The following is an 18,566-nucleotide window of genomic DNA, read 5'->3' as shown; positions in this document are numbered from 1 at the left end:
CTCCTATGTTGTCCATGCCAATTTACCCCTAGCCGAGGGCATGCGGGGGTAGATTGGGGGTAACGTGAGTGCGGATTGGGGGTATCGGATGCTGACGGATAAGGCTGCGCGCGCGGCAGCGGCGAGGGACAAGGCCTACAAGCTCACCGATAGCCGCGGACTTCACCTGCACATATCAGGCAAGGGGCACATAAGCTGGCGCTATAAATATCGGTTCGAAAAGAAGGAGCGCTTGCTCACTTTGGGCACATATCCTGAGGTCTCTCTCGCCGAAGCACGTGAAAAACGTGACGAGGCGAAGAAGATACTTCGCGAAGGACGGGACCCTCGGCATGCTGTGAAACGCGGGCGTCTCGTCGGGGACGAGGGGGTGTCAAAGTCCTTCGAAGTGGTGGCCCGCGAATGGCACGCGCTTCAATTGGGACGCTGGAAGCCTGTGCACGCTAACGACGTCATCACCAGCCTCGAGCGTGACATCTTTCCCGATCTTGGCTCCATGCCGTTGGCCGATATCGACAAGCCGCTGCTCCTGGCCGTCCTGCGCAAGGTTGAAAATCGTGGTGCCATCGAGACGGCAAGGCGACTCAAACAGCGTGTTGCCGCAGTCTATCGCTATGCAAATGCCGAGGGCGCGAAGCTCGAGAACCCCGCCACCGCAATCAATGATGCGTTGAGACCACTGCCTCCCGCAAAGCGCTATCCGGCCTTGCTGTCTGTCGAAGCGATACGAGGATTCATGACAGATATCGATCGGGCCGGGGCTTCACCGGTTAATCGCTTGGCAGCCAGGATACTCGCACTTACGGCGCAACGTCCCGGCATGGTGCGCTTCATGGAATGGAATGACATCACTGGTATCGACTGGGCTGATCCCGAAGCCGATAGCAGCGATGCATTGTGGACGGTTCCTGCGGAAAAGATCAAGCAGGAGCTCCACCTGCGCAGTGATGAAGCCTTCAGCCATCCGATCCCGCTTTCCAAGCAGGCCGTCGACGCTCTACGCGCTGTGCGCTGGCTCACGGGACGCTCGTCATTTGCTTTTCCTGGCGCGCGTTCAGGCACCAAGCCAATCAGCGAGAATGCCATCGGCTATCTGTACAATCGCGAAGGCTACAAGGGTCGACACGTGCCACATGGCTGGCGCTCCAGTTTCTCGACCATCATGAACGAACAGGCTGAGCGGGAACTAGGCAACGATGTGCGGCTCTTGGCCGATCGCATGATCATCGATCTGATGCTCGCGCACACCCCCAAGGGAATGAGTGCAAGCGAACTGCGGTATAATCGCGCTGCGTACAAACCGCGCCGCCGCGAACTCGCCCAACGCTGGGCTGACATGATTATGGAAGGAGCGATACCGCCCGAAGAGGTCGTCGATAGCCCCAGACGCAAGCGACGCTAGCCTTCGCCGCGCTTTGTCGCCTGTTCAGCGATCCAGGCAAGCACTTCGGATTTCGCCCAGCGAGAACTGGCTCCAATTTTTACGCGCTCGGGGAATTGTCCCTTCTTCTCATCCTCGTAGATTGAGGACCGGCTACGACCGACAAGCGTGCTGACTTCTTTTACCGTGAGAAATTCGGGACCGACCCCGGGCGGGGTGGACATCTCATGCTGATGCCCATCCACTACCCCGTCGGCTTGGCCGAACCCACACTGTGCGCTCCGTCTGGCAACAGACCTTGTCGCGCGCAATTGCGGGTCGACGATTTCCTCGACCTGCCGGTTGGACAGCGGTCCGAGTGGCTTGAGGCTTGCGAGCCAACCATCGAACTGCTGACCATCGACGAAGATGCGATGGGTTGGTTCGGCACCTTCGTCAGCCCATTGTTCTAGATTCAACACACCGGTTGCGAAGCGCGGCAACGGATCGTCGAGTTCCCAAAACTCAGATGCGATAGTGGTAACCTCACCGCCGCCCAGTGGGCGTGCAAAACTGGTAAGGCGGCCGTTCGCAAACATGCGAGACAGATGCTCGGCCTCGAGCCGGACGAGATCGCGCGCCGCGTCGTTCTCACCTTCATCCACAGGAGCAGAGAAGATATCGGGTAATTCGTAGGACTGGAACCCCTGACGAGAAACGACAAGGTCGGCAAACGCCGAAGTGAGCGTTTTTCGCCCCGCCGACACCATCGAAGTGCGCCCCACATAGGGAGACCAAGGAGAAATCGAGTTGGTCATCGAGGAATAGTTAGCAGCCTGCGAAACAAGAGCAACGGAATGGGAGCTTTGCGCCCTCATTTCGGCCATTCCGAAAGAGGAGCCTGTTACCCATAAGAAGACATTCGGTTCGCTTTGAGCGAATGTTATAATAGCCAATCGATCGGTAAGCGCTCCAACGCCCGGACGGCTATCCGCGAAAAAAATGTAGTCCCTGGTTCTATCCGCTCGATTACCGGATCATCATCGCGCGTGTCGATCCAACCAAGCTCGTTGCTGTCCAGAACTAGACGATAGGTGTTGCGCGCAATTGTGTCGTCGAAAGACTGGCGCATTTGTTTCGCCAACGCGACGTTGTCGATCACGATGCCCAACTCTGTATTCAGCGAAAAGGAGCGGGGATCGAAATTGAGCGACCCTACGAATAGACGGGTTCCGTCCACGGAATAGGCTTTGGCATGCAAGGTTGAACCTGGGCTTTCGTCTCGCTCCCGGGAACCGGTGCGCACGAACTTACGGGCGGTTTTGGGTTCGTCATCGGGTGCCGGCACTTCGAACAGCTGCACTCCGGCTTGAATGAGCAGTTTGCGATGTTTGGCGTAACCCGCGTGCACAGCACCAACATCCGTGGAAGCGTAGGAATTCGTCAGCACCCGCACGTCCACGCCTCGCTGCGCCATTTCTCCAAGGGCGTTGGCCCCATTTTTGGTCGGGACGAAGTATGCTGATACGATCAGCAGTTCTTTCGTCGGCTCACCGATTATCCCGGTAAGGGCATCGAGTAACGGGCCGCCCGTTTCGCGCGCTGCAAGCACTTTTTCCGGGGGATCGCTGACCAGCTGAACCGGCGCCCAAGTCAGTTCGATCTCTCCCCGCCCGATGCAGCCCAGCAATGACCCTTCTTCAACCTGCTTGCCGTAGCTAATGGATTGCGTCCCACCCGTGAGCCGCCTGATACGAGTTTCCAGCTTCTGTGCTCTTGTCTCGGCGACCTCGGGAACGAGTGCATCTATCGGCACAGCGAGAGGCGAGTTCCAGAATCGATCGAAGCAGTCGGAAACTTCCTGCACCACCGGACCGATGCAGACGGCATCGAGATCGGCAAACATTCCCTCGCGCTTGGCGGCGAAATATTCGTCGCCAATATTGCGTCCACCCACAATCGTTACCTGATTGTCGACCGTGAAGCTTTTCGAATGCATCCGCCGGTTTGCGCGGCGGAAGCGGAATAGAAAATCGAGCGGTTTTAAACGGCGGCTGCGGAAGGGGTTGAACACCCTAATCTCGATGTTGGGCAGATCCGCCATCCAGCGGAGCACATCATCCAATCCTGCAATACCATTGTCATCGAGGAGGAGCCGAACCCGAACCCCCCGCGCCGCTGCCGCGCGAACCTGTTCCAGCATCAGATTGCCCGTCAGGTCATCGTGCCAGATGTAATATTGCAGATCGATCGACCGCTCTGCAAATTCCAATAACACCTTTCGGATTGCAAAGGCATCAAGGCCGTCGTCAAGCAAATCGATACCGGTCATGCCCGGATGTTCGGAACCTCTTTGCGACGCGCCCAAACCCAACGTCGAAAGTCCGGTATCGCCTAATGCGCTGCTGGGCCTGCGCGTCTCTTTCTGCCGTGATCTCGGTAGTAACATATGATCAATCGGCGATATCGTTTTGCACATGGATGGTCTGCGTTGGGAAAGCGAAATCGATCCCGATTTCATCCAGCTTGCGCATGATCGCGAACAGCAGCGTTTCCTGCATTGCCAGCGATTCCGGATAGGAACGGGTATTGAAGTAAGCGAATATCTCGATCTGTAGTGCGCTGTTACCGAAACCGTGGAAACGGACCCGCGCATCATCGTCGATGATGTTCCCGTCCTCAGCGATGATGGTCCGCAATTCGCCGAGCAATCGCTCCATCTGTTGGGCATCGGTATCGTAAGTGACGCCTATTGTCTGATGGAAAAGGAAGCGGTCCCGCAGCGCGTAATTCTCGATCCGCTCCGATGCGAGGTATCCGTTGGGGATCGATACAAGCGTGCGGTTCAGCGTTCGCACGAGAGTGGAACGCATTCCGATATCTTCGACCGTTCCAAACACATCGCCGATCTGCGCAGCGTCACCCACCTGCACGGGCTTGTCGGCGATCAACGTGACCGAACCGACCAGGTTCTCGATGGTTTTCTGCGCTCCCAACGCCAGTGCAAGGCCGCCAATGCCGAGTGCTGCGATGCCGGTAGTCACATCCAGCCCGACCGTATCCAGCACAGCCACGAATGCGATAGCCAGCAACAACACTTTTGCGCCGCGGCGAAGGAAGCTGACGATCGTGACGGCCTGACGACGTTCGGCTCGATGCATGCGCCCGGTCACGATGCGGGCGATGGCATCGACAAGCCGCAGCGCGAACCATGCCAGAGCTATCCAAGCAACAATGGCTGCGTAGCGCAGTAACGTCTGCCGCGCGACGATCGAAACCTCAAGATCGCCAGCAGTGGCGTAGAAGGTCAGGACCGCCAGATAGAGCGACAGCGGCGGCATTGCCGCATGTAGGAACCGATAGATGGGACTCGCGTCATGGTCGGTTATTACCCGACGTAAAACTGCCAGCAATAGCGCCGCCAGCAACCGAAAAGCGGCAAAGGCAAGCAGCGCAAGCACGATGAGTTTGAGCCAGTCGATCAGGGAAGCGCCAGCGAGAGCGATCCCCTTTTCGGTGATAGCCTCTTCAACCGCCTCGGCAGGAACGAAGTCGGCGATTTCTTCAGCCGTTACGGGAGCTATGCGCCATTGCAAGCTGCCATCAGCAGCGGTGATCTGCTGCAACAGGATCGGAGCGGCATCTTCTCCACTGGAAAGTGTGCCGACCTGTTCGAGGTTTTGCGCCAAGCCGTCATCGACGACGCCTGCTGGCCCGTTCGATAGGAGCGGGAACGCCAATAGGCTTCCTCCGCTATCCAGCGCGATCTGCAGTTTCCGCGCCAGTTCTGCTCTTCGGTCCAGGTCTGGTTGTGCATCCGCATCTGCGGTCGAGGCGTCGGCGCCGTCTTCCGAAACTTCGCTCTCTGCTTCTGCACCAAGACCTTCTTCGGCCGGGAAATACTGGGAGGCACGCAAGTAATCCCCATCGGCCAGAGCCCGAAGCAATCCGGTGATAGAGCCACGGGGTGTTTCGCGTCCGAATGGATCCGCCGTCGGCTCGGTGACGATTTCTTCGGGCGGCGGTTCGATTCCCGGTAGCGTTTGCGCAGCTCCAAATGATGCAGATGCAAGCCCAATCGCAGCGATCAGAATACGGAAGAAGGCAAGTCCCGCTTTCATTCGTGGTCGTCCATTTCGCGGAGCAAGGCCCGATGGCACTGCTCCATAAGCTCGTAGAAACGCGCCAGGTTGGCGAGGTTTTGCTGGCCTTCCTGCCGCTCGATCCTGGCTGCGGCTTCCTCCACCATGCGCCGGTGGTTCGCGAACCGCTTGGCGAATTGTTTCGTAAGGGAAGTGTAGGGGTTCGGGCACATCGCGAAATAGATCTCGCGCTCGCCCGGTTTCGACCGACGCTCGATGATTTCGAGGCCTTCCAGAAGGCGAAGATTGGTGCTGACACTACCCCGACTGACTTTAAGCGTCTCTGCGATTTCGGCTGAAGTGAGCATCCGCCCCATCACCATCAGCAATCCCCATATGCGGCCGGTGATGCGCGCCTGGCCGTCGGCCTCCGCGTTAATCCCCATCCGTTCGATAAAATCGATCTCGGCAGGGGTAAGAGTTACGGGTTTGTCGCTCATTCGATACCTTTCCCAAAAGTATAGGTCAGGGCAATTCCGCCGGCGAACTGGTCGCGCGAACCGAATGCAGCGACTACCGGGGAATCAGCCGGATCGCCGAGAAGCCGCTCGTATTTCGTGTAGCTGTAAATGCCCCAACGCGGGCTGAGTTGCTGAATGTATCCAATCGTTACGCCGACCGATTGCACACCCCCGTCCGCATCGAAAGCGGGCAGACCAAGCGATGTGTCCTGCGGCCGAATACCGAAGTACGCATCCTGATAATTACTGTCGGTAATCGTCACGCGTGGACCGAAGGAAAGCAATTGCCTGTCGCCATCGCGCAAGACGTAGTCCGCGCTCAGCACGGAGATGAAGCCGTCATGACCGGTGACCCCTTGGCGTGCCTCCGCGCGAAAGCGAAGGTTCTCGCCCATTTCAAGTTGCGCGAAGCCGCCCAGTTCGAACGAAAAACCTACTTCCGCCAGCCCTCCCACATCGTCGGAGGATCGCTTTCCCTCAAAACCGAGCGACGGGCCCAATGACAAATTGCTGCCGCGAATAACCGCGAAACCGAAACTTTCGTCAGGTGCCTCGAACTTGAAATCCTCGCCGGCATCCGCTCGTGAGACATCGATCAATGGCCGAATTGCGAGCGTGTCGGAACCAGGATAGCTGGGAACCAGCTGCGGACCCAGCGCTACGCGTGTACGGCCGGGTTTCTCGGTATCGTCTTGTGCCATGGCGGGCGCGGCCATCGTGAAGCCGAGGCCGAGCGCGCAAATCGATAAAATATGTGCTGTTTTCATTGGGTAATTCCGTTTCCTGCGAGCAGATCAGAGCCGCTTGATGGTGAACTAGGCGATGAAGCTGAAACCGAAGATGAGAATGCGGTTCGCGGCGAGGATAGCCGTAAGCAAACACACATCGTTCGACAGGTTGAAGTCATCGGCTTTCCGCCGTTTCGTCGAGACCGCCAGACCAAGCTCCGGTGCGACCCCGCTCGACGCCGTGTTGGAACAACGCATTCATATAGGGTTGCGAGAAAAGTTCTTCGGTTTCGACGTCGAAGTCGCGTCCGATGTAGCTGATAGCCAAGTCGACATTGTTGTTGGCAGCGAAGTGCTGTGCGTTGGCCAGGCTTGCCCGGTCGTAGGCCGACAGGACGGTATCGAGAGCGCGCCCGATAATCGAAAATGTGGAAGGGTCGACCGTTTCGTAGCGTGGGCGCAGACGACTGTTGAGAATAATGAATATGCGATCCTGCCCGAACCCCGGTCGCACCTCGCTGGATATGGCCATGGTTTCGGGAACTGCCAGAAAGCCTGCTGTCACTGCACCATCGACATGCATCTCGGCAAACTTCGTCTGCCCGTCCGCAACCTCGATCATGACCGGTGCGAAGAGCCCCGGCACGCTGGCGGATGCGAGCAGCACGCTGCGAAAGAGTTCGAGACGCCGTAGATTACTACTTCGGGCAATCGCACCCATATCCCAGATCACGCCGCGACCTGCATCCAGATTGGTTGTCTGGACCAGCAGCCTGCGCCCCTTCTCATGCTCAAGAGCGATTGCATCCAGTATCGCTTCGTCGATATTGGCGGCGATCAGTTCTGTAAGTGGCGCAGCATCGGCCAAGCTTGGCTGCGTCAGTAGACCAACGATGCCTCTCTGCCGGTAGATGTCCTTTCGCGAGATCTCGGTATAGAACGCGCGCAGACTCTCGTCATATTCCGGACCAAGAAACGCAAAAGGCGCGATCAAAGCGCCGGTGCTGATGCCCGAGACGATCGAGAATTGCGGACGCTCTCCGCTATCGCTCCAGCCCTTGAGAAAACCCGCCGCATAGGCACCGTCGTCCGCCCCGCCAGATAACGCAAGCAGGGTATCGGCCCGTCTTTCCGGTGCGCCGGTCGCCATTTCTTCGCGCATGGAGGCGAATGTTGCCGGAGGCGCATCGGCCCAATATCGGACCGATTCAAAGCCGGGCAATTGCGCCGCTTCGGCCTGCGCTTCCAGGCGAGGAATGCGATCAGGCCACGTAGCGCATCCACCTAGTGCAAGCGAAAGTGACAACAGTAGGGCGAACAAGCGGAGCATCAGTCGAGCGCCTCCGCTTGTGCGCGGCTCTTGCGGGTTAGCAGGGTGTAGAGCGCGGGGATGATGAACAGCGACAGGATCGTCGACGAAACAAGGCCGAACATGATTGCGAAGCAAAGCGGACGATACATCGGACTGCCGATCGCCAGCGGAACGAGGCCGACGATGGTCGTGACCGATGTCGTCAGGATCGGACGCAGGCGATCGGCTGCTCCTCTTGCAGCCGCATCGGCGATCGAGAACCCTTCGAGCAGTCGCGAATTCATCGTGTCCACCATGACAATGCCGTTGTTCACCACGATGCCGATCAGTGCGATCACGCCGACGACAGCGAAGAACGACAAGCTGAGGCCGAATGCGAAAAAGCCGAGGAACGTCCCGATCAGCGCCATAGGCATGGTGGTGAGCAGGATGAAGGCCTGTGGGAAACTGTCGAACACGATTACCAGCACGCCGAAAACCATGATGATCGCGACGGCCAACGCGATACCGGCGGAGCCGAAGGTTTCCGCCGTTTCTTCGGCTTCCCCCCCAACAGCAAAAGCGTAGCCCTGTGGCCATTCCTCCATCGCGGCTTCCAGTTTGGGGGTCACTGCGTCGATAATCTCTGTCACCGGGCGGCCCTGATCTTTTGCCAGCACTGTCAAAGCGCGTTCCCCATCCTTGTGGCTGACCGCTACAGCCGCTTCGGATTGCACGGGCTCCAGCAGCGACAGCAGAGCAACGCTCTCCCCGCTGGGCGTAAAGGCGCGTACCAGCGCCAATTCCTCGTACCGGGAGGGCCCACCGGCTTCAAACCCGCCGCGGCTGGGCCAATCGGTCCCGACGCGGATTTCCAGGTCGTCTTCCGGTCCCGGGGTCACGAACTCGCCGACCTGGTCGTTCGAAAGCGCAAAGCGTATCTGCGCTGCGAGATCGGCCTGGGTGAGACCGAAGAAGTCGAGTGCCTCGCGGTTCGGACGTAGAGCTATCTCGCCGGTAACACTGCCCAAATTATCGCGAATGTCGACGACCCCGGATTCGTCCCCAAGTAGGGCTTGCACCTCTTCCGACAGCTCCTGCAACTTGGCCATTTCCGGCCCGGTCAAGATGATTTCGATGGAATCGCCGGAAGTGGGCTGGCCGGTTTCCGCCACCACGAGCAGGTCGGCGCCGGCAACATTGGCGTCGAGATAGGCTTGAAGTTCTTCACGCAGATCGTCGGCCAGTTCGTAACCTGCTGCATCGCGGTTTCCACGTTCTACGAAAGTAGCGGAGAAGCCGATGAAATTTTCCGCCGTCGACGGTTGCAACGATGCGGCAACCGAACCGCTGGCAAACGGACTCTTGCTGCCCACCAACTTGATAAGATCGGCGAAGTAGGGTTTTTCGAGAAGCAGCTCGCCAACTTCGTCGGCAATCCTCTGCGACGTTTCGAGCTGCGTAGAGGCGGGAAGCTCGATGTTGATGCCGAGGTTTTCGCCATCGGTCTTGGGGTAGAGCACTAGCGATGTCTGCGCGATGGCCACGCACGACAACAGGAACACCCCCACCGCGCCGCCTACCCAGGTCCAGGCTCGCTTGCGGCTGGAGATGATGTTGGCTTGCGTGAAGCGTTCCAGCCAGCCGGAAGCATCTGCCGCCACGGCGTCGGCCTTGCTGGTTTCTTCCTTTGTGTCCCCGTCGGCAACGCGTTGGAGCAGGTAGCGCGAGAGCGGTACGGCTGCGAACAGCGCCACGATGTAAGCCAGCATGAGACATGCGATGGCCGTGATCGGCAGGACGCGAATGAATTTACCGGAAACGCCACCGATAGCCATCAGCGGCGCGAGCGCGAGGATTGTCGTCAACTGGCCAGCGAAGGCCGGCATGGCATAGCGATCAATGGTGCTGAGCGCCGCTTCCCCAAAGCTCTTGTTGTTGGTGTAGATGTCCTCGTGAAGCCCTTCCATCATCAGGATGAACACATCGACGAGCAGGCCGAGGGCGAGCACCATGCCGATGATGACCAGCTCGTTGAGCGAATACCCCATCAACAGGATGACGACCAATACCCCGCAGAAGGTGACCGGGATCGACAGGCCTGCGATAAGCCCCTCGCGCCAAGTCAGCACGAGGAACAGGATGATGAACACCGCCAGCATCGCCTGCCATCCGTTGTTGAAGACGTTGATGAGCGAATCCCAGATCGTCTCGGCCTCGTTCTGCACCACGGTATGTTCGACGCCTTGTGGCCAAGCCGTGGTCTGCGCATAGGCATCGATGTCAGCCAGCACGTCCTCGATCAGCTGGATCGTATCGGCTCCGGGTACCTTCTTGACCGAAAGACTTACCGAAGGTCGGAAGCGTTCGCCGTCCTCACTGTAGAAAGTGCGCGATTCTTCGGTTTCGAGCTGACGGCGCACAGTTGCGATCTCGCCCAGCAATACAGGGCGGCCGCTTGCGCCGTCGCCAAAGCGAGCCACCGGTAGCGCGCGAAGGTCGTCAATCGTCTGGAACTGTCCTTCCAGACGGACGACTGCACCGATTTCCTGGCTTTCGATTTCGCCAAACGGTTGTTCAAGATTGGCGCGGGTGATGGCATCGCGCACCTGTACGGGCGACAGACCGAGCGCCAGCAGTCGCTGGGGCTCGAGCAGCACTTGGACGATTTCCTCGCGCACGCCGGCCACGTCGACCTCGTTGACGCCGCCGATCCGCTCCAGCCGGTCCTGCAAATCCTCGCCCAGCGCGCTGAACGCCGCGGGGCCAGCATCACCATAAAGTGCAACCGTGAGCACGGGCCGATCATCGACGGAAACCTGTTCGATCGCCGGTTTCTCGGCTTCCGACGGCAGGTTTGCCTCGGCGTCGGCCACGGTTTCGCGCAAACGTGCGATGGCTTCGCCCGAATCCGCGCTGGCGTCGAACTCGACGGAAATCAGCGAGAAGCTGTCGAAGGAAGCGCTGTTGATCGCCTTGACGTCGGCGAGCGTGGTCAGCTCGTCCTCGATTTCCTGCGTGACCTGTTCTTCCATCGTGGTCGGATCGGCGCCGGGCCAGGTGGTGGTGATGGTCGCCTGCGGAATGTCGAGGTCGGGGAGCGATTCCTTGACCAGGCTGAAATAGGCCATGACCCCACCGACCACGAACAGTGTTGTCAGAAGGATGCCGAAGGTCGTCTTGAGGAAGAAGAACTTCTTGAACCCGCTGGCGTTTGCCACGGCTTCGCTTTCACTGCCCGTTTCGCTTAGGGTAGTCCCTTCAACCCCGTCTTCGTCCTGCGGGAGATTGGCGTCCGGTTGCTGATCGCTCACTGGGAGTCACCTGCGCGGCTACCGAATTGTCCGCGATTCTCCCCGATTCGGCGAACCCGGTCGCCATCCGACAGGCGCTCGATGCCGCTCGTCACGATCGGAGCGCCAGCGTCGAGGCCCGAGGCGATCGCCACACCTTCGATCCCCTGTAGTCCCAATTCGACCGACGTCCTTCGCGCAGTTCTGGTTTTGGGGTCGTAAACGAAGACAAACGCTCGGTTATCCTCGAACCGAATTGCGTCGTAAGGCACGATTGGAACGTCTTCGACCTGTCGGCCTGCGATCCACGTGGTGACAAATTCGCCATCCTGCAGTCGGACGGCACCGCTATTGGTGCGGACTGTCACCTTAAAGGATCGGCGTTCCGGATCGAGAGAAGGCGAAATTGCCACCACGCGCCCGCGCACGGCGAAATCGCTCACGTTAAGGCCCGGCGCTCGTCCTGCACCGATACCCGGCCGCGCTTCGGCCTGCCTTGCGGTCCCCGCCGTGCCGTTACCGGCATCGATCAGCACTTCGGAGCCGATCTCGACCGCGTCCCGTTCGAAGGCGGGCAATTGAACGGTAACTTCGAAACTCGATGGATTGATGATGACAACCGGAACACTGGATAAAGCGCCGGATTCACTGTTCGTCTGAATGGCCTGCGGCGAGAAGTACTGGCCCTGCTCGATGTTGAGACGCGCAATGACGCCGTTGATCGGCGAGACGATGCGACTTTCGCTGACGCTCACCTGTGCCTCGTCGACACCGGCCTGTGCCGCGTTCACGTTCGCCCGGACGGCGGCAAGCTGGGCGTCGGCCTTGTCCTTGGCGGCGCGCGCTTCGGCAAGCCGCGCCTCGGCCTCGTCGTATTCCTGTTCGGACGCTGAATTCAACGCCAGTAGCTGGCGGTACCTCTCGAAGGTCTCGCGGGCCAGTTCGAGGCTGGCGGCTGCCTGTCTCTGGTTGGCCTGAGCCACCTGCACTTCGGTGCGCGCGTTGGCGAGGCTCGACCTGGCGTTGGCAACTTCGGCTTCCGCGCGGGCCTGCTGCTGATAGGCAATCACCTGACCGCGGCGAACGCGGTCACCTTCTTCGAGACGCGGATCAAGATAGGCGATCCGGCCAGCGCTTTCGAAAGAGAGGAACTCACGCTGCGCTGCTCGAGCAGTGCCTTGGGCATAAACCCATGATTGTATCGAACCTTCCGAAACGCGGGCCACACGCACGCTGACTGCCTGCGCCTCTTCGGCCGCTGCGACTTCATCGGCATCCGGTTCTTCGCTGCCGCCTCCGCAGGCTGACAGCACCAGCAAAAGGCTGGCCGGAATAGCGTATATGGGTTTCATCGGTTGGTATCCTGAGGGGTGGGCGCAGCAGGGCCGTCGCCAATGAAGACTGGAGTGGTGGAGGGCGAACCGAAGCCGCCCCCAAGAGCAAGATGGAGGGCGATCCGGTTTTCGAGTCGGGCCCGCCGGGTTGCAATGACCGCGCTGCGGGCATCGAGCGCGCTTTGCTGGCTCTGCAGCACGGTCAGAAACGGGTCTATGCCTGCGCGATAGCGATTGAAGGATATATCGACCGACTGCTGGGATGCGTCGGCGGCGCTGACCAGTGCTGCTTCTCGGGCGGCAAGTTCATCGTCTACCGCCAGTGCGGTTTCCACCTCGGACAGTGCGGTCAGGAGCGTATCGACGTAGAGTTCGACAGCTTCGTCCCGCTGTCCTTCGGCAAGTCGAACCTGCGCGCGAAGCCGCCCACCCTGGAAGATCGGCTGGAGCAAGGCACCGGCAATCGACCATACGAAGAAATCACCATCCAGCAGATTGGCCAGTTCGTCGCTCGCGGTGCCGGCCGACCCGGTCAGGTTGAGCGAAGGCAAGAGCGACCTTTGTGCAGCGGCGGTGCGAAAGCCAGCCGCGCGCAAGTTGTATTCGGCAGCCGCCACGTCCGGCCTGCGCGTGAGCAGATCCACCGGCAGTCCGACTGGCGGCGGCGCAGGGATTGCCGGAAGAACAGTCGCAGTGGGCAGGGACCCGGCGGGATAATCGCGCAGCAGGGTTTCGAGCTGACGGGTGAGACGCTCGACCGTTTCCTCGCGCTGCTGCAAACCTGCAATCGCCGATTGCAGGTTCGAGATGGCAAGCAGCTTGTCGTTCGGCGGGGCGATACCGACATCTGCGCGATTGCCGACCTGCCGGGCAATTTCGCCGAAGGTCTCCACGACCTCTTCCGACAGGGCGACCTGCGCTCGCGCTTCGACAAGGCTGAAATAGGCGCGCGCGGTTTCCGCGGCGATAGCTTGCCGCGCAGCCCGAAGATTGGCTTCGCTGGCAAGAAAATCGGCCCGCGCCGCCGCGTTTCGGGCGCGAAGCGCACCGAACAGGTCGGTTTGCCAGCTGACGTCGAGGGAGAGAGCGTAATTCTCGACCACGAAGCCCGACGGTCCTTCTTCACCCTCCGGGACTCCCGGAATGGCTCCGACCGGACCAAGACCACCAAGCGTCTGACGCGAACGCGAAGCGCTACCCGAAGCGGAGATCTGCGGGAGCTGGTCCGCGCGTTGGATGCGCGCCTGTGCCCGGGCCTGCTCCACTCTGGCGAGCGCCTGCCCGACCTGCGGACTTTCTGTAACCGCTTCTTCGATCAAGCTGGTGAGTCGTTCGTCCCCAAAGCGGGTCCACCATTGATCGTCCGGCTGGGCCGGAACGCCACCGGCAGCAAAGTTTACCGGAAGGTTCTGTGCCAGTTCCGGGGGATCGAGCTGCGGAGAGGCACAAGCGGCCAGAAGGCTCACGCTCGTCAGTACCAGCAGGTATTTGCGATCCAGAAATGATGACCGATAAAAAGGCAGGGTAGACTCCTTTGGGGAACGGCCCGAGCGCTTATGCTTAAGTCAATTCAATAGCAACTGAAAGTTCTGAAAGGACTACTAATGATCACGATCAGCGAGCTCACCCCGAACGTTCAGCAGGTAAAAATCAGCGGGAAAGTCCAATCTGCCGACATGCCACAGGTAATTGACCTGGCCGAGACGATGGGCAAGGGACCGAAAAAGGACAACCTCGTGTTTGATATCGAGAACGTCGAAGGGTTCGACTGGTCGGTACTCGGCGAAGAATTGAGCCATTTGCCTGCCATGATGCGGATGTTAACCCGGCTGGACCGGATCGCCGTCATTGCAGACCAGTCATGGTTGCAAGTCCTTGGGCCAGGCGATGATATTGTCGGGCAGCGGGGCCGCTGGCTCACCCAGATCCAGTCTTTCGTTGACGGGAGGCTGGTAGCCCGGATCCTGAAATTCAGGGCGCAGGTAGCGGATCAGGCCACGCGACTCCTCGGCTGCGCGTTCGCGGTTAAGCGCGACTAGGCGGGTAAGGATTTCTTCCTCCGGCAGGTCTATTGGCCAGCCATAGGCTTCGGCCACGGCGGCATCGATCGCGTCGTGATGGCGGCGTATCAGAGTGACGAGACCGCGATCGTGAATGTCGCGTTCGGCGTCGGTCAGCGCGCGGTCGGAGCGCAAGGCTTCGAGCACATTGTAAAGCTTGGTAAGGGTGAGATCATCGTGTTCGGCGAGCACGCGCTTGCGTAGCGCGTCGAGCGCTTCCGCCTCTGTTCGGACCGTGTTTGCAAGCGGTTCGGGCACGTCGGCCGGGAACGGGAATGGGTCGAAACAGCGGCTGTTGTTGTAGCGTGACCGGTCTTCCAGTGTCCCGCCTAACCGAGAAGCCCAAGTGGTATGGATCGCGCTTGCAACCACACCTAGGTGGTAAGCATCGGCGCTTGCTATGACGATTAGCGCATCGTCCGGAAGCGTCGCAATTGCCTGAAATTGGAAGGTGCGGTGCTTAGCCGTAATTGGCGTGACTATGTAGCGTTCGCACCCGCGCAGAGCCTTACGGATTTCGGGGCGCTGCTCGCCGAACAACCACCAATTTTCCCGGTATGATGCGCGATTGTTCGTATCGCGGTGCGGCTTTACTTCGTCATGAATATGTTGCCAAACCGAGGGGTGCCGCTCACGGAGTTCGGCTTCGCTTAGGCCATAAGTGTCGATAACCATGACCCCGCGCGGGCGGGCCATCAGGTCCTTGCCGTTGCGGTATTCGAAGATTACTTGCGGCTCGTTACCGATCCCCGAACGGATACTGGGTTTAACCTCGTTGTCTCCGCGCGCGATATCGATTGATGATGGGTCGAGCCGCTCTGCTTGTTCTGGTGTGACGATGAAGCCGGAGCCGTGTAGCTTAACGCCAGGCGAGCAAATCATTCGCCTTCAGCGGAACCGCCTTGGTCACATCGGCTCCGACCCGCAGATCCGGACCGATGCGGCCCGTTTCTTCGGTGAAAAGAATGCTGTCGGGCGCACTGCTCTCGTCGCTTACCCTGCGCAGCAGGCCCTCACTCTGCGAAGTAGCCGGAACGCCAACGGTCATCGCGATCCGCACCGCCGCACCGTCCTTCTCATCCACCCACGGATGATTGGGAATGGCATAGGTTATGGCCACTCCTTTCTTCGCGTCGAGGTGCTTTGCCGTGACCCGGCGACTGAAGACCTGCGTGATGGAATTGGTGGTGACGAAGCCGAAACGGCGGGCACTGCCGGCGCGAACTGCGCTGGCCGCGCGGTCCCACCAATGCATCACGAAATCCGCGCTTTCGGGCACGTCGGACACCTTGAACAAGGCGTCGAAGTAGCCATCGCCAAGCCTCTCGCGCACGTCCTTCCCGCCTATAAAAGGCGGGTTGCCGACGATGAAATCGGCCTTGCGCCATTTGGCCACTCTTGGGTTCGGATAGAGCCAGCTTTCCACGCGCGCGGTCTCGTCTGGCACCAGCTTGCCAGTCACCGGATGGGCTTTCATCGTCTCGCCATCCCAGCGTGAAACCGGCCGGTTTTCCTCGTCCCGCTCCAGCACTTTCTCGTCATATTCGATGAGTGCATCACGGTGTTCGATGGTGCGCAGGCCGGTGAGGATCGGCTCGTTCGGCATCCGCTCCTGCCCGTTCACGCGGAAGTGCCATTGAAGATAACCGATCCACAGGACCAGCTGCGCAATCTCGACCGCACGCGGGTTGATCTCTAACCCGAGGAAGTTTTCCGGCGTGATGGTGTGGCCCGTAAGATCAGCGACGTATTGCTTCTCGGCATCACTGGAAGACAACTCCTCCAGAAGCTCCAGCACCTCGCCTTCCAGCTCCTTCATCCGCGCCATTGCAACGTAGAGGAAGTTGCCCGTGCCACACGCAGGATCGAGGACTTTGGTGCCAGCGAGACGTGTGTGGAATCGCTCAACCAGCAGCCGTGCGGCATCGGTTTTGCCATCATCGATCAGACTGGCGGCGGCCGTGCGAACGCCATCCCAGTCGGCGCGCAGCGGCTCCATGATGGTGGGCGCAATCAACCGTTCGACATAAGCGCGCGGCGTGTAATGCGCGCCGAGTTTCGCTCGCTCTTTCGGGTTCAACGCACGTTCCAGCAGTGTCCCGAAGATAGCCGGTTCGACCTCTGTCCATTTATGTTCGGCTGCCTGGATCAGCACCTCGAGCTCGTCCGCTTCGAGGTCGAGCGCAGTGCGATCCTTGAACAGATATCCGTTGAAACGCTTGACCGGCACCCCCAGAGCGGGGGCAAATTCGCCTTTATCCATTGCCTGCCAAAGTGCCGACAACTGCGGGGCCAGATGTTCTGGATGCTGCCGCTGCGCCTTCAGCAGACCGGTAAAACTCTCCTCAGGGATCAGCTTGCTGTCCTCGGCGAACATGGTGAAGAGCAACCGCATGAGGAAGCCACTGACACGCTCGGGGTTATGGTCGCGTGCCTCCAGTCGCTTGGCCACCTTGGCCAGCAAGTCCGCAATCTGCCGGGTAACTCGCGCAGCCTTCGCGGCCGGATCAAGACCAAGAGGATCGGTCCAGAGGCAACGTAGTCGCTCGCGCACATCAGGATCGCGCAGATCCTCGAGCATGATCCGATATCGGGCTCTGTCCGGAAACTGGGTGTAAGCCCTACCCGTGCCCGAGAAGTCCGCCCAGATGTCCAGGCAATAGCCGACATCGGTGACGATGAGGAACGGAGGCCAGTCATGATCCACCGGAAGGGAACGGGCATAGCGTTCCGCCTGTCCTTTCGCCGCGATCATCGCGGCAGTCCAACCGCCGGTTCCTCGCCGAGCAGTGCCCCGCTTCATCCTGCGGGCAGCGGACTGGCCGAACAAATCGAGGTCTTCCTCGCCTGCTTCCGCCGCTCGCCGGTCAGCATCCGAACCCTGCTTGGCTTCGAGTATGAAAGCCCCACGCCGATAGCAGTCTATGCGTCCAAAGCTGGTGGTCCCGTCACCATTGTCGGCAAAGACCCGGCGCTCGAATACGTAATCGTTCTCGGCATCGTCGGCCTTGCTTCCATCCGGCGTCGGCACCCCGATGAGGTCACACAAGCCATTGACGAAGCTTTGCGTGTTAGCGAGCTCCGACCCACCGGTGTCACGCCAAGCGGCGATGAATTTCTCAACCTTGTCCGTGGTGTCCCCCATTGCATCTAATTGCCGCTAGAAGGTTTGAAACGCAATCGCAGTTGCTCCCTGTTGGCGCAATCAAACTCACGACGGTAGGAATGGGGCCGTAAGGCGACAGTCAGCTCCCGGTGGTCAGAAGGTACGAAGCCGCCATTCGCCTTTTTGGTTTTTGGCGACTTAAAGACTTGGATCCATCAACGACCTTGGTGGCGCCCTTCACGGCCTTTCATCGGATAGGCACGGTAAGATCGATGGCAACCAGACGCCAGCTGAGGCCATCCCGCTCGAAGCGATAACTGTTGCCACGTACTTCGTTGCGGCCTGACGGTGTCGCAACAACTTCATTGAGTCCAGACCATTCGAGTGACCAACTGTCGGTAGTTTCCATTATCCGCGGCATGGGGCCCGCAGGCTCTCCCCCGGGAAAATCTTCAGGCAATCCGGCTGCTGCTGCGAATTGCCATTCGCCGTAAGGTTCGTTGATGAACAACCTAACTGCTCGCGGGTCCGACATCGCATCCAGTACGACGCCCTTCGTATATGGGGGCTGATAGGTATCGACCTGAGGTAACATTTGCCGTTCGAATGCTGCTCGCACGCGCGGTCGGTCGTACCGGGCTAGCAACTCTTCGGGCGCAGCTTCCCAATCGCTGAGGGCCGCAACCGCCAGTCTCGGCGAAAAAGCATACCAACTTCCCCCGGCCGCAAGGAGGACTGCGGCAATAGCTGAAACCAGCCAGATGAAGCGAGAGATCTTCACACCCGAATAC

Annotated in this window: 13 protein-coding genes and 1 pseudogene; 2 read left to right on the top strand and 12 right to left on the bottom strand. The window is 59.6% G+C overall.

Annotated features, from left to right (window positions below; translation table 11 throughout):
- Positions 1-88 precede the first annotated feature (88 nt).
- Complete coding sequence (locus tag GRI69_RS13550; protein ID WP_160728188.1) at positions 89-1,402, top strand: tyrosine-type recombinase/integrase; 1,314 nt, start codon at positions 89-91, stop codon at positions 1,400-1,402.
- Here GRI69_RS13550 and GRI69_RS15890 read toward each other — a convergent pair.
- From GRI69_RS15890 to GRI69_RS13505, 9 genes are all read right to left on the bottom strand, one after another.
- A complete protein-coding gene (locus tag GRI69_RS15890) occupies positions 1,399-2,178 on the bottom strand; it encodes a helix-turn-helix transcriptional regulator (RefSeq protein WP_202391972.1) in 780 nt (259 codons plus the stop codon). The two genes, GRI69_RS13550 and GRI69_RS15890, sit on opposite strands and share 4 nt — an antisense overlap.
- A gap of 125 nt (positions 2,179-2,303) precedes the next feature.
- The gene (locus tag GRI69_RS13540; protein ID WP_160728804.1) at positions 2,304-3,692 is read right to left on the bottom strand and encodes a phospholipase D-like domain-containing protein; all 1,389 of its coding nucleotides are present in this window, start codon (positions 3,690-3,692) and stop codon (positions 2,304-2,306) included.
- Positions 3,693-3,813: 121 nt separating this feature from the next.
- The gene (locus tag GRI69_RS13535; protein ID WP_160728803.1) at positions 3,814-5,481 is read right to left on the bottom strand and encodes a mechanosensitive ion channel family protein; all 1,668 of its coding nucleotides are present in this window, start codon (positions 5,479-5,481) and stop codon (positions 3,814-3,816) included.
- Positions 5,478-5,942: a GbsR/MarR family transcriptional regulator gene (locus GRI69_RS13530; protein WP_160728802.1), complete on the bottom strand. Its 465-nt coding sequence runs from the start codon at positions 5,940-5,942 to the stop codon at positions 5,478-5,480. The genes GRI69_RS13535 and GRI69_RS13530 overlap by 4 nt, the downstream gene beginning before the upstream one ends.
- Entirely contained in the window at positions 5,939-6,730 is a 792-nt protein-coding gene (locus tag GRI69_RS13525) for a MipA/OmpV family protein (protein WP_160728801.1), read from the bottom strand. Before GRI69_RS13525 ends, GRI69_RS13530 begins: the two co-directional genes overlap by 4 nt.
- Before the next feature lie 136 nt (positions 6,731-6,866).
- Positions 6,867-8,021, bottom strand: a complete 1,155-nt coding sequence (locus GRI69_RS13520; protein WP_160728800.1) for a patatin-like phospholipase family protein — start codon at positions 8,019-8,021, stop codon at positions 6,867-6,869.
- The gene (locus tag GRI69_RS13515; RefSeq protein WP_160728799.1) at positions 8,021-11,296 is read right to left on the bottom strand and encodes an efflux RND transporter permease subunit; all 3,276 of its coding nucleotides are present in this window, start codon (positions 11,294-11,296) and stop codon (positions 8,021-8,023) included. The genes GRI69_RS13520 and GRI69_RS13515 overlap by 1 nt, the downstream gene beginning before the upstream one ends.
- The gene (locus GRI69_RS13510; protein WP_160728798.1) at positions 11,293-12,627 is read right to left on the bottom strand and encodes an efflux RND transporter periplasmic adaptor subunit; all 1,335 of its coding nucleotides are present in this window, start codon (positions 12,625-12,627) and stop codon (positions 11,293-11,295) included. The genes GRI69_RS13515 and GRI69_RS13510 overlap by 4 nt, the downstream gene beginning before the upstream one ends.
- Positions 12,624-14,075: an efflux transporter outer membrane subunit gene (locus tag GRI69_RS13505; protein WP_160728797.1), complete on the bottom strand. Its 1,452-nt coding sequence runs from the start codon at positions 14,073-14,075 to the stop codon at positions 12,624-12,626. Before GRI69_RS13505 ends, GRI69_RS13510 begins: the two co-directional genes overlap by 4 nt.
- Before the next feature lie 138 nt (positions 14,076-14,213).
- Here GRI69_RS13505 and GRI69_RS16440 point away from each other — a divergent pair.
- A pseudogene (locus GRI69_RS16440) lies at positions 14,214-14,423 on the top strand (SpoIIAA family protein); the annotation flags it as partial.
- A 45-nt stretch (positions 14,424-14,468) separates the two neighbouring features.
- Here the strand turns inward: GRI69_RS16440 and GRI69_RS15885 are convergent.
- From GRI69_RS15885 to GRI69_RS13490, 3 genes are all read right to left on the bottom strand, one after another.
- Entirely contained in the window at positions 14,469-15,551 is a 1,083-nt protein-coding gene (locus GRI69_RS15885) for a type IIL restriction-modification enzyme MmeI (RefSeq protein ID WP_202392028.1), read from the bottom strand.
- Positions 15,529-17,814, bottom strand: coding sequence for a class I SAM-dependent DNA methyltransferase (locus tag GRI69_RS13495; protein ID WP_202392027.1), 2,286 nt, complete (start codon positions 17,812-17,814; stop codon positions 15,529-15,531). The genes GRI69_RS15885 and GRI69_RS13495 overlap by 23 nt, the downstream gene beginning before the upstream one ends.
- 208 nt (positions 17,815-18,022) lie before the next feature.
- A complete protein-coding gene (locus GRI69_RS13490; RefSeq protein WP_160728795.1) occupies positions 18,023-18,556 on the bottom strand; it encodes a hypothetical protein in 534 nt (177 codons plus the stop codon).
- Positions 18,557-18,566 lie beyond the last annotated feature (10 nt).

This window comes from Qipengyuania vulgaris, from assembly GCF_009827325.1.
GTDB lineage: Bacteria > Pseudomonadota > Alphaproteobacteria > Sphingomonadales > Sphingomonadaceae > Qipengyuania > Qipengyuania vulgaris.
The sequence above is the reverse complement of the archived record's forward strand: the minus strand, read 5'-3'. Positions and strand labels throughout refer to the sequence as shown.

Coding starts and splice junctions, on each gene's coding strand:
- GRI69_RS13550 (WP_160728188.1), top strand. CDS start 89: ATGCTGACGGATAAGGCTGCGCGCGCGGCAGCGGCGAGGGACAAGGCC.
- GRI69_RS15890 (WP_202391972.1), bottom strand. CDS start 2,178: ATGACCAACTCGATTTCTCCTTGGTCTCCCTATGTGGGGCGCACTTCG.
- GRI69_RS13540 (WP_160728804.1), bottom strand. CDS start 3,692: ATGACCGGTATCGATTTGCTTGACGACGGCCTTGATGCCTTTGCAATC.
- GRI69_RS13535 (WP_160728803.1), bottom strand. CDS start 5,481: ATGAAAGCGGGACTTGCCTTCTTCCGTATTCTGATCGCTGCGATTGGG.
- GRI69_RS13530 (WP_160728802.1), bottom strand. CDS start 5,942: ATGAGCGACAAACCCGTAACTCTTACCCCTGCCGAGATCGATTTTATC.
- GRI69_RS13525 (WP_160728801.1), bottom strand. CDS start 6,730: ATGAAAACAGCACATATTTTATCGATTTGCGCGCTCGGCCTCGGCTTC.
- GRI69_RS13520 (WP_160728800.1), bottom strand. CDS start 8,021: ATGCTCCGCTTGTTCGCCCTACTGTTGTCACTTTCGCTTGCACTAGGT.
- GRI69_RS13510 (WP_160728798.1), bottom strand. CDS start 12,627: ATGAAACCCATATACGCTATTCCGGCCAGCCTTTTGCTGGTGCTGTCA.
- GRI69_RS15885 (WP_202392028.1), bottom strand. CDS start 15,551: ATGATTTGCTCGCCTGGCGTTAAGCTACACGGCTCCGGCTTCATCGTC.
- GRI69_RS13495 (WP_202392027.1), bottom strand. CDS start 17,814: ATGGGGGACACCACGGACAAGGTTGAGAAATTCATCGCCGCTTGGCGT.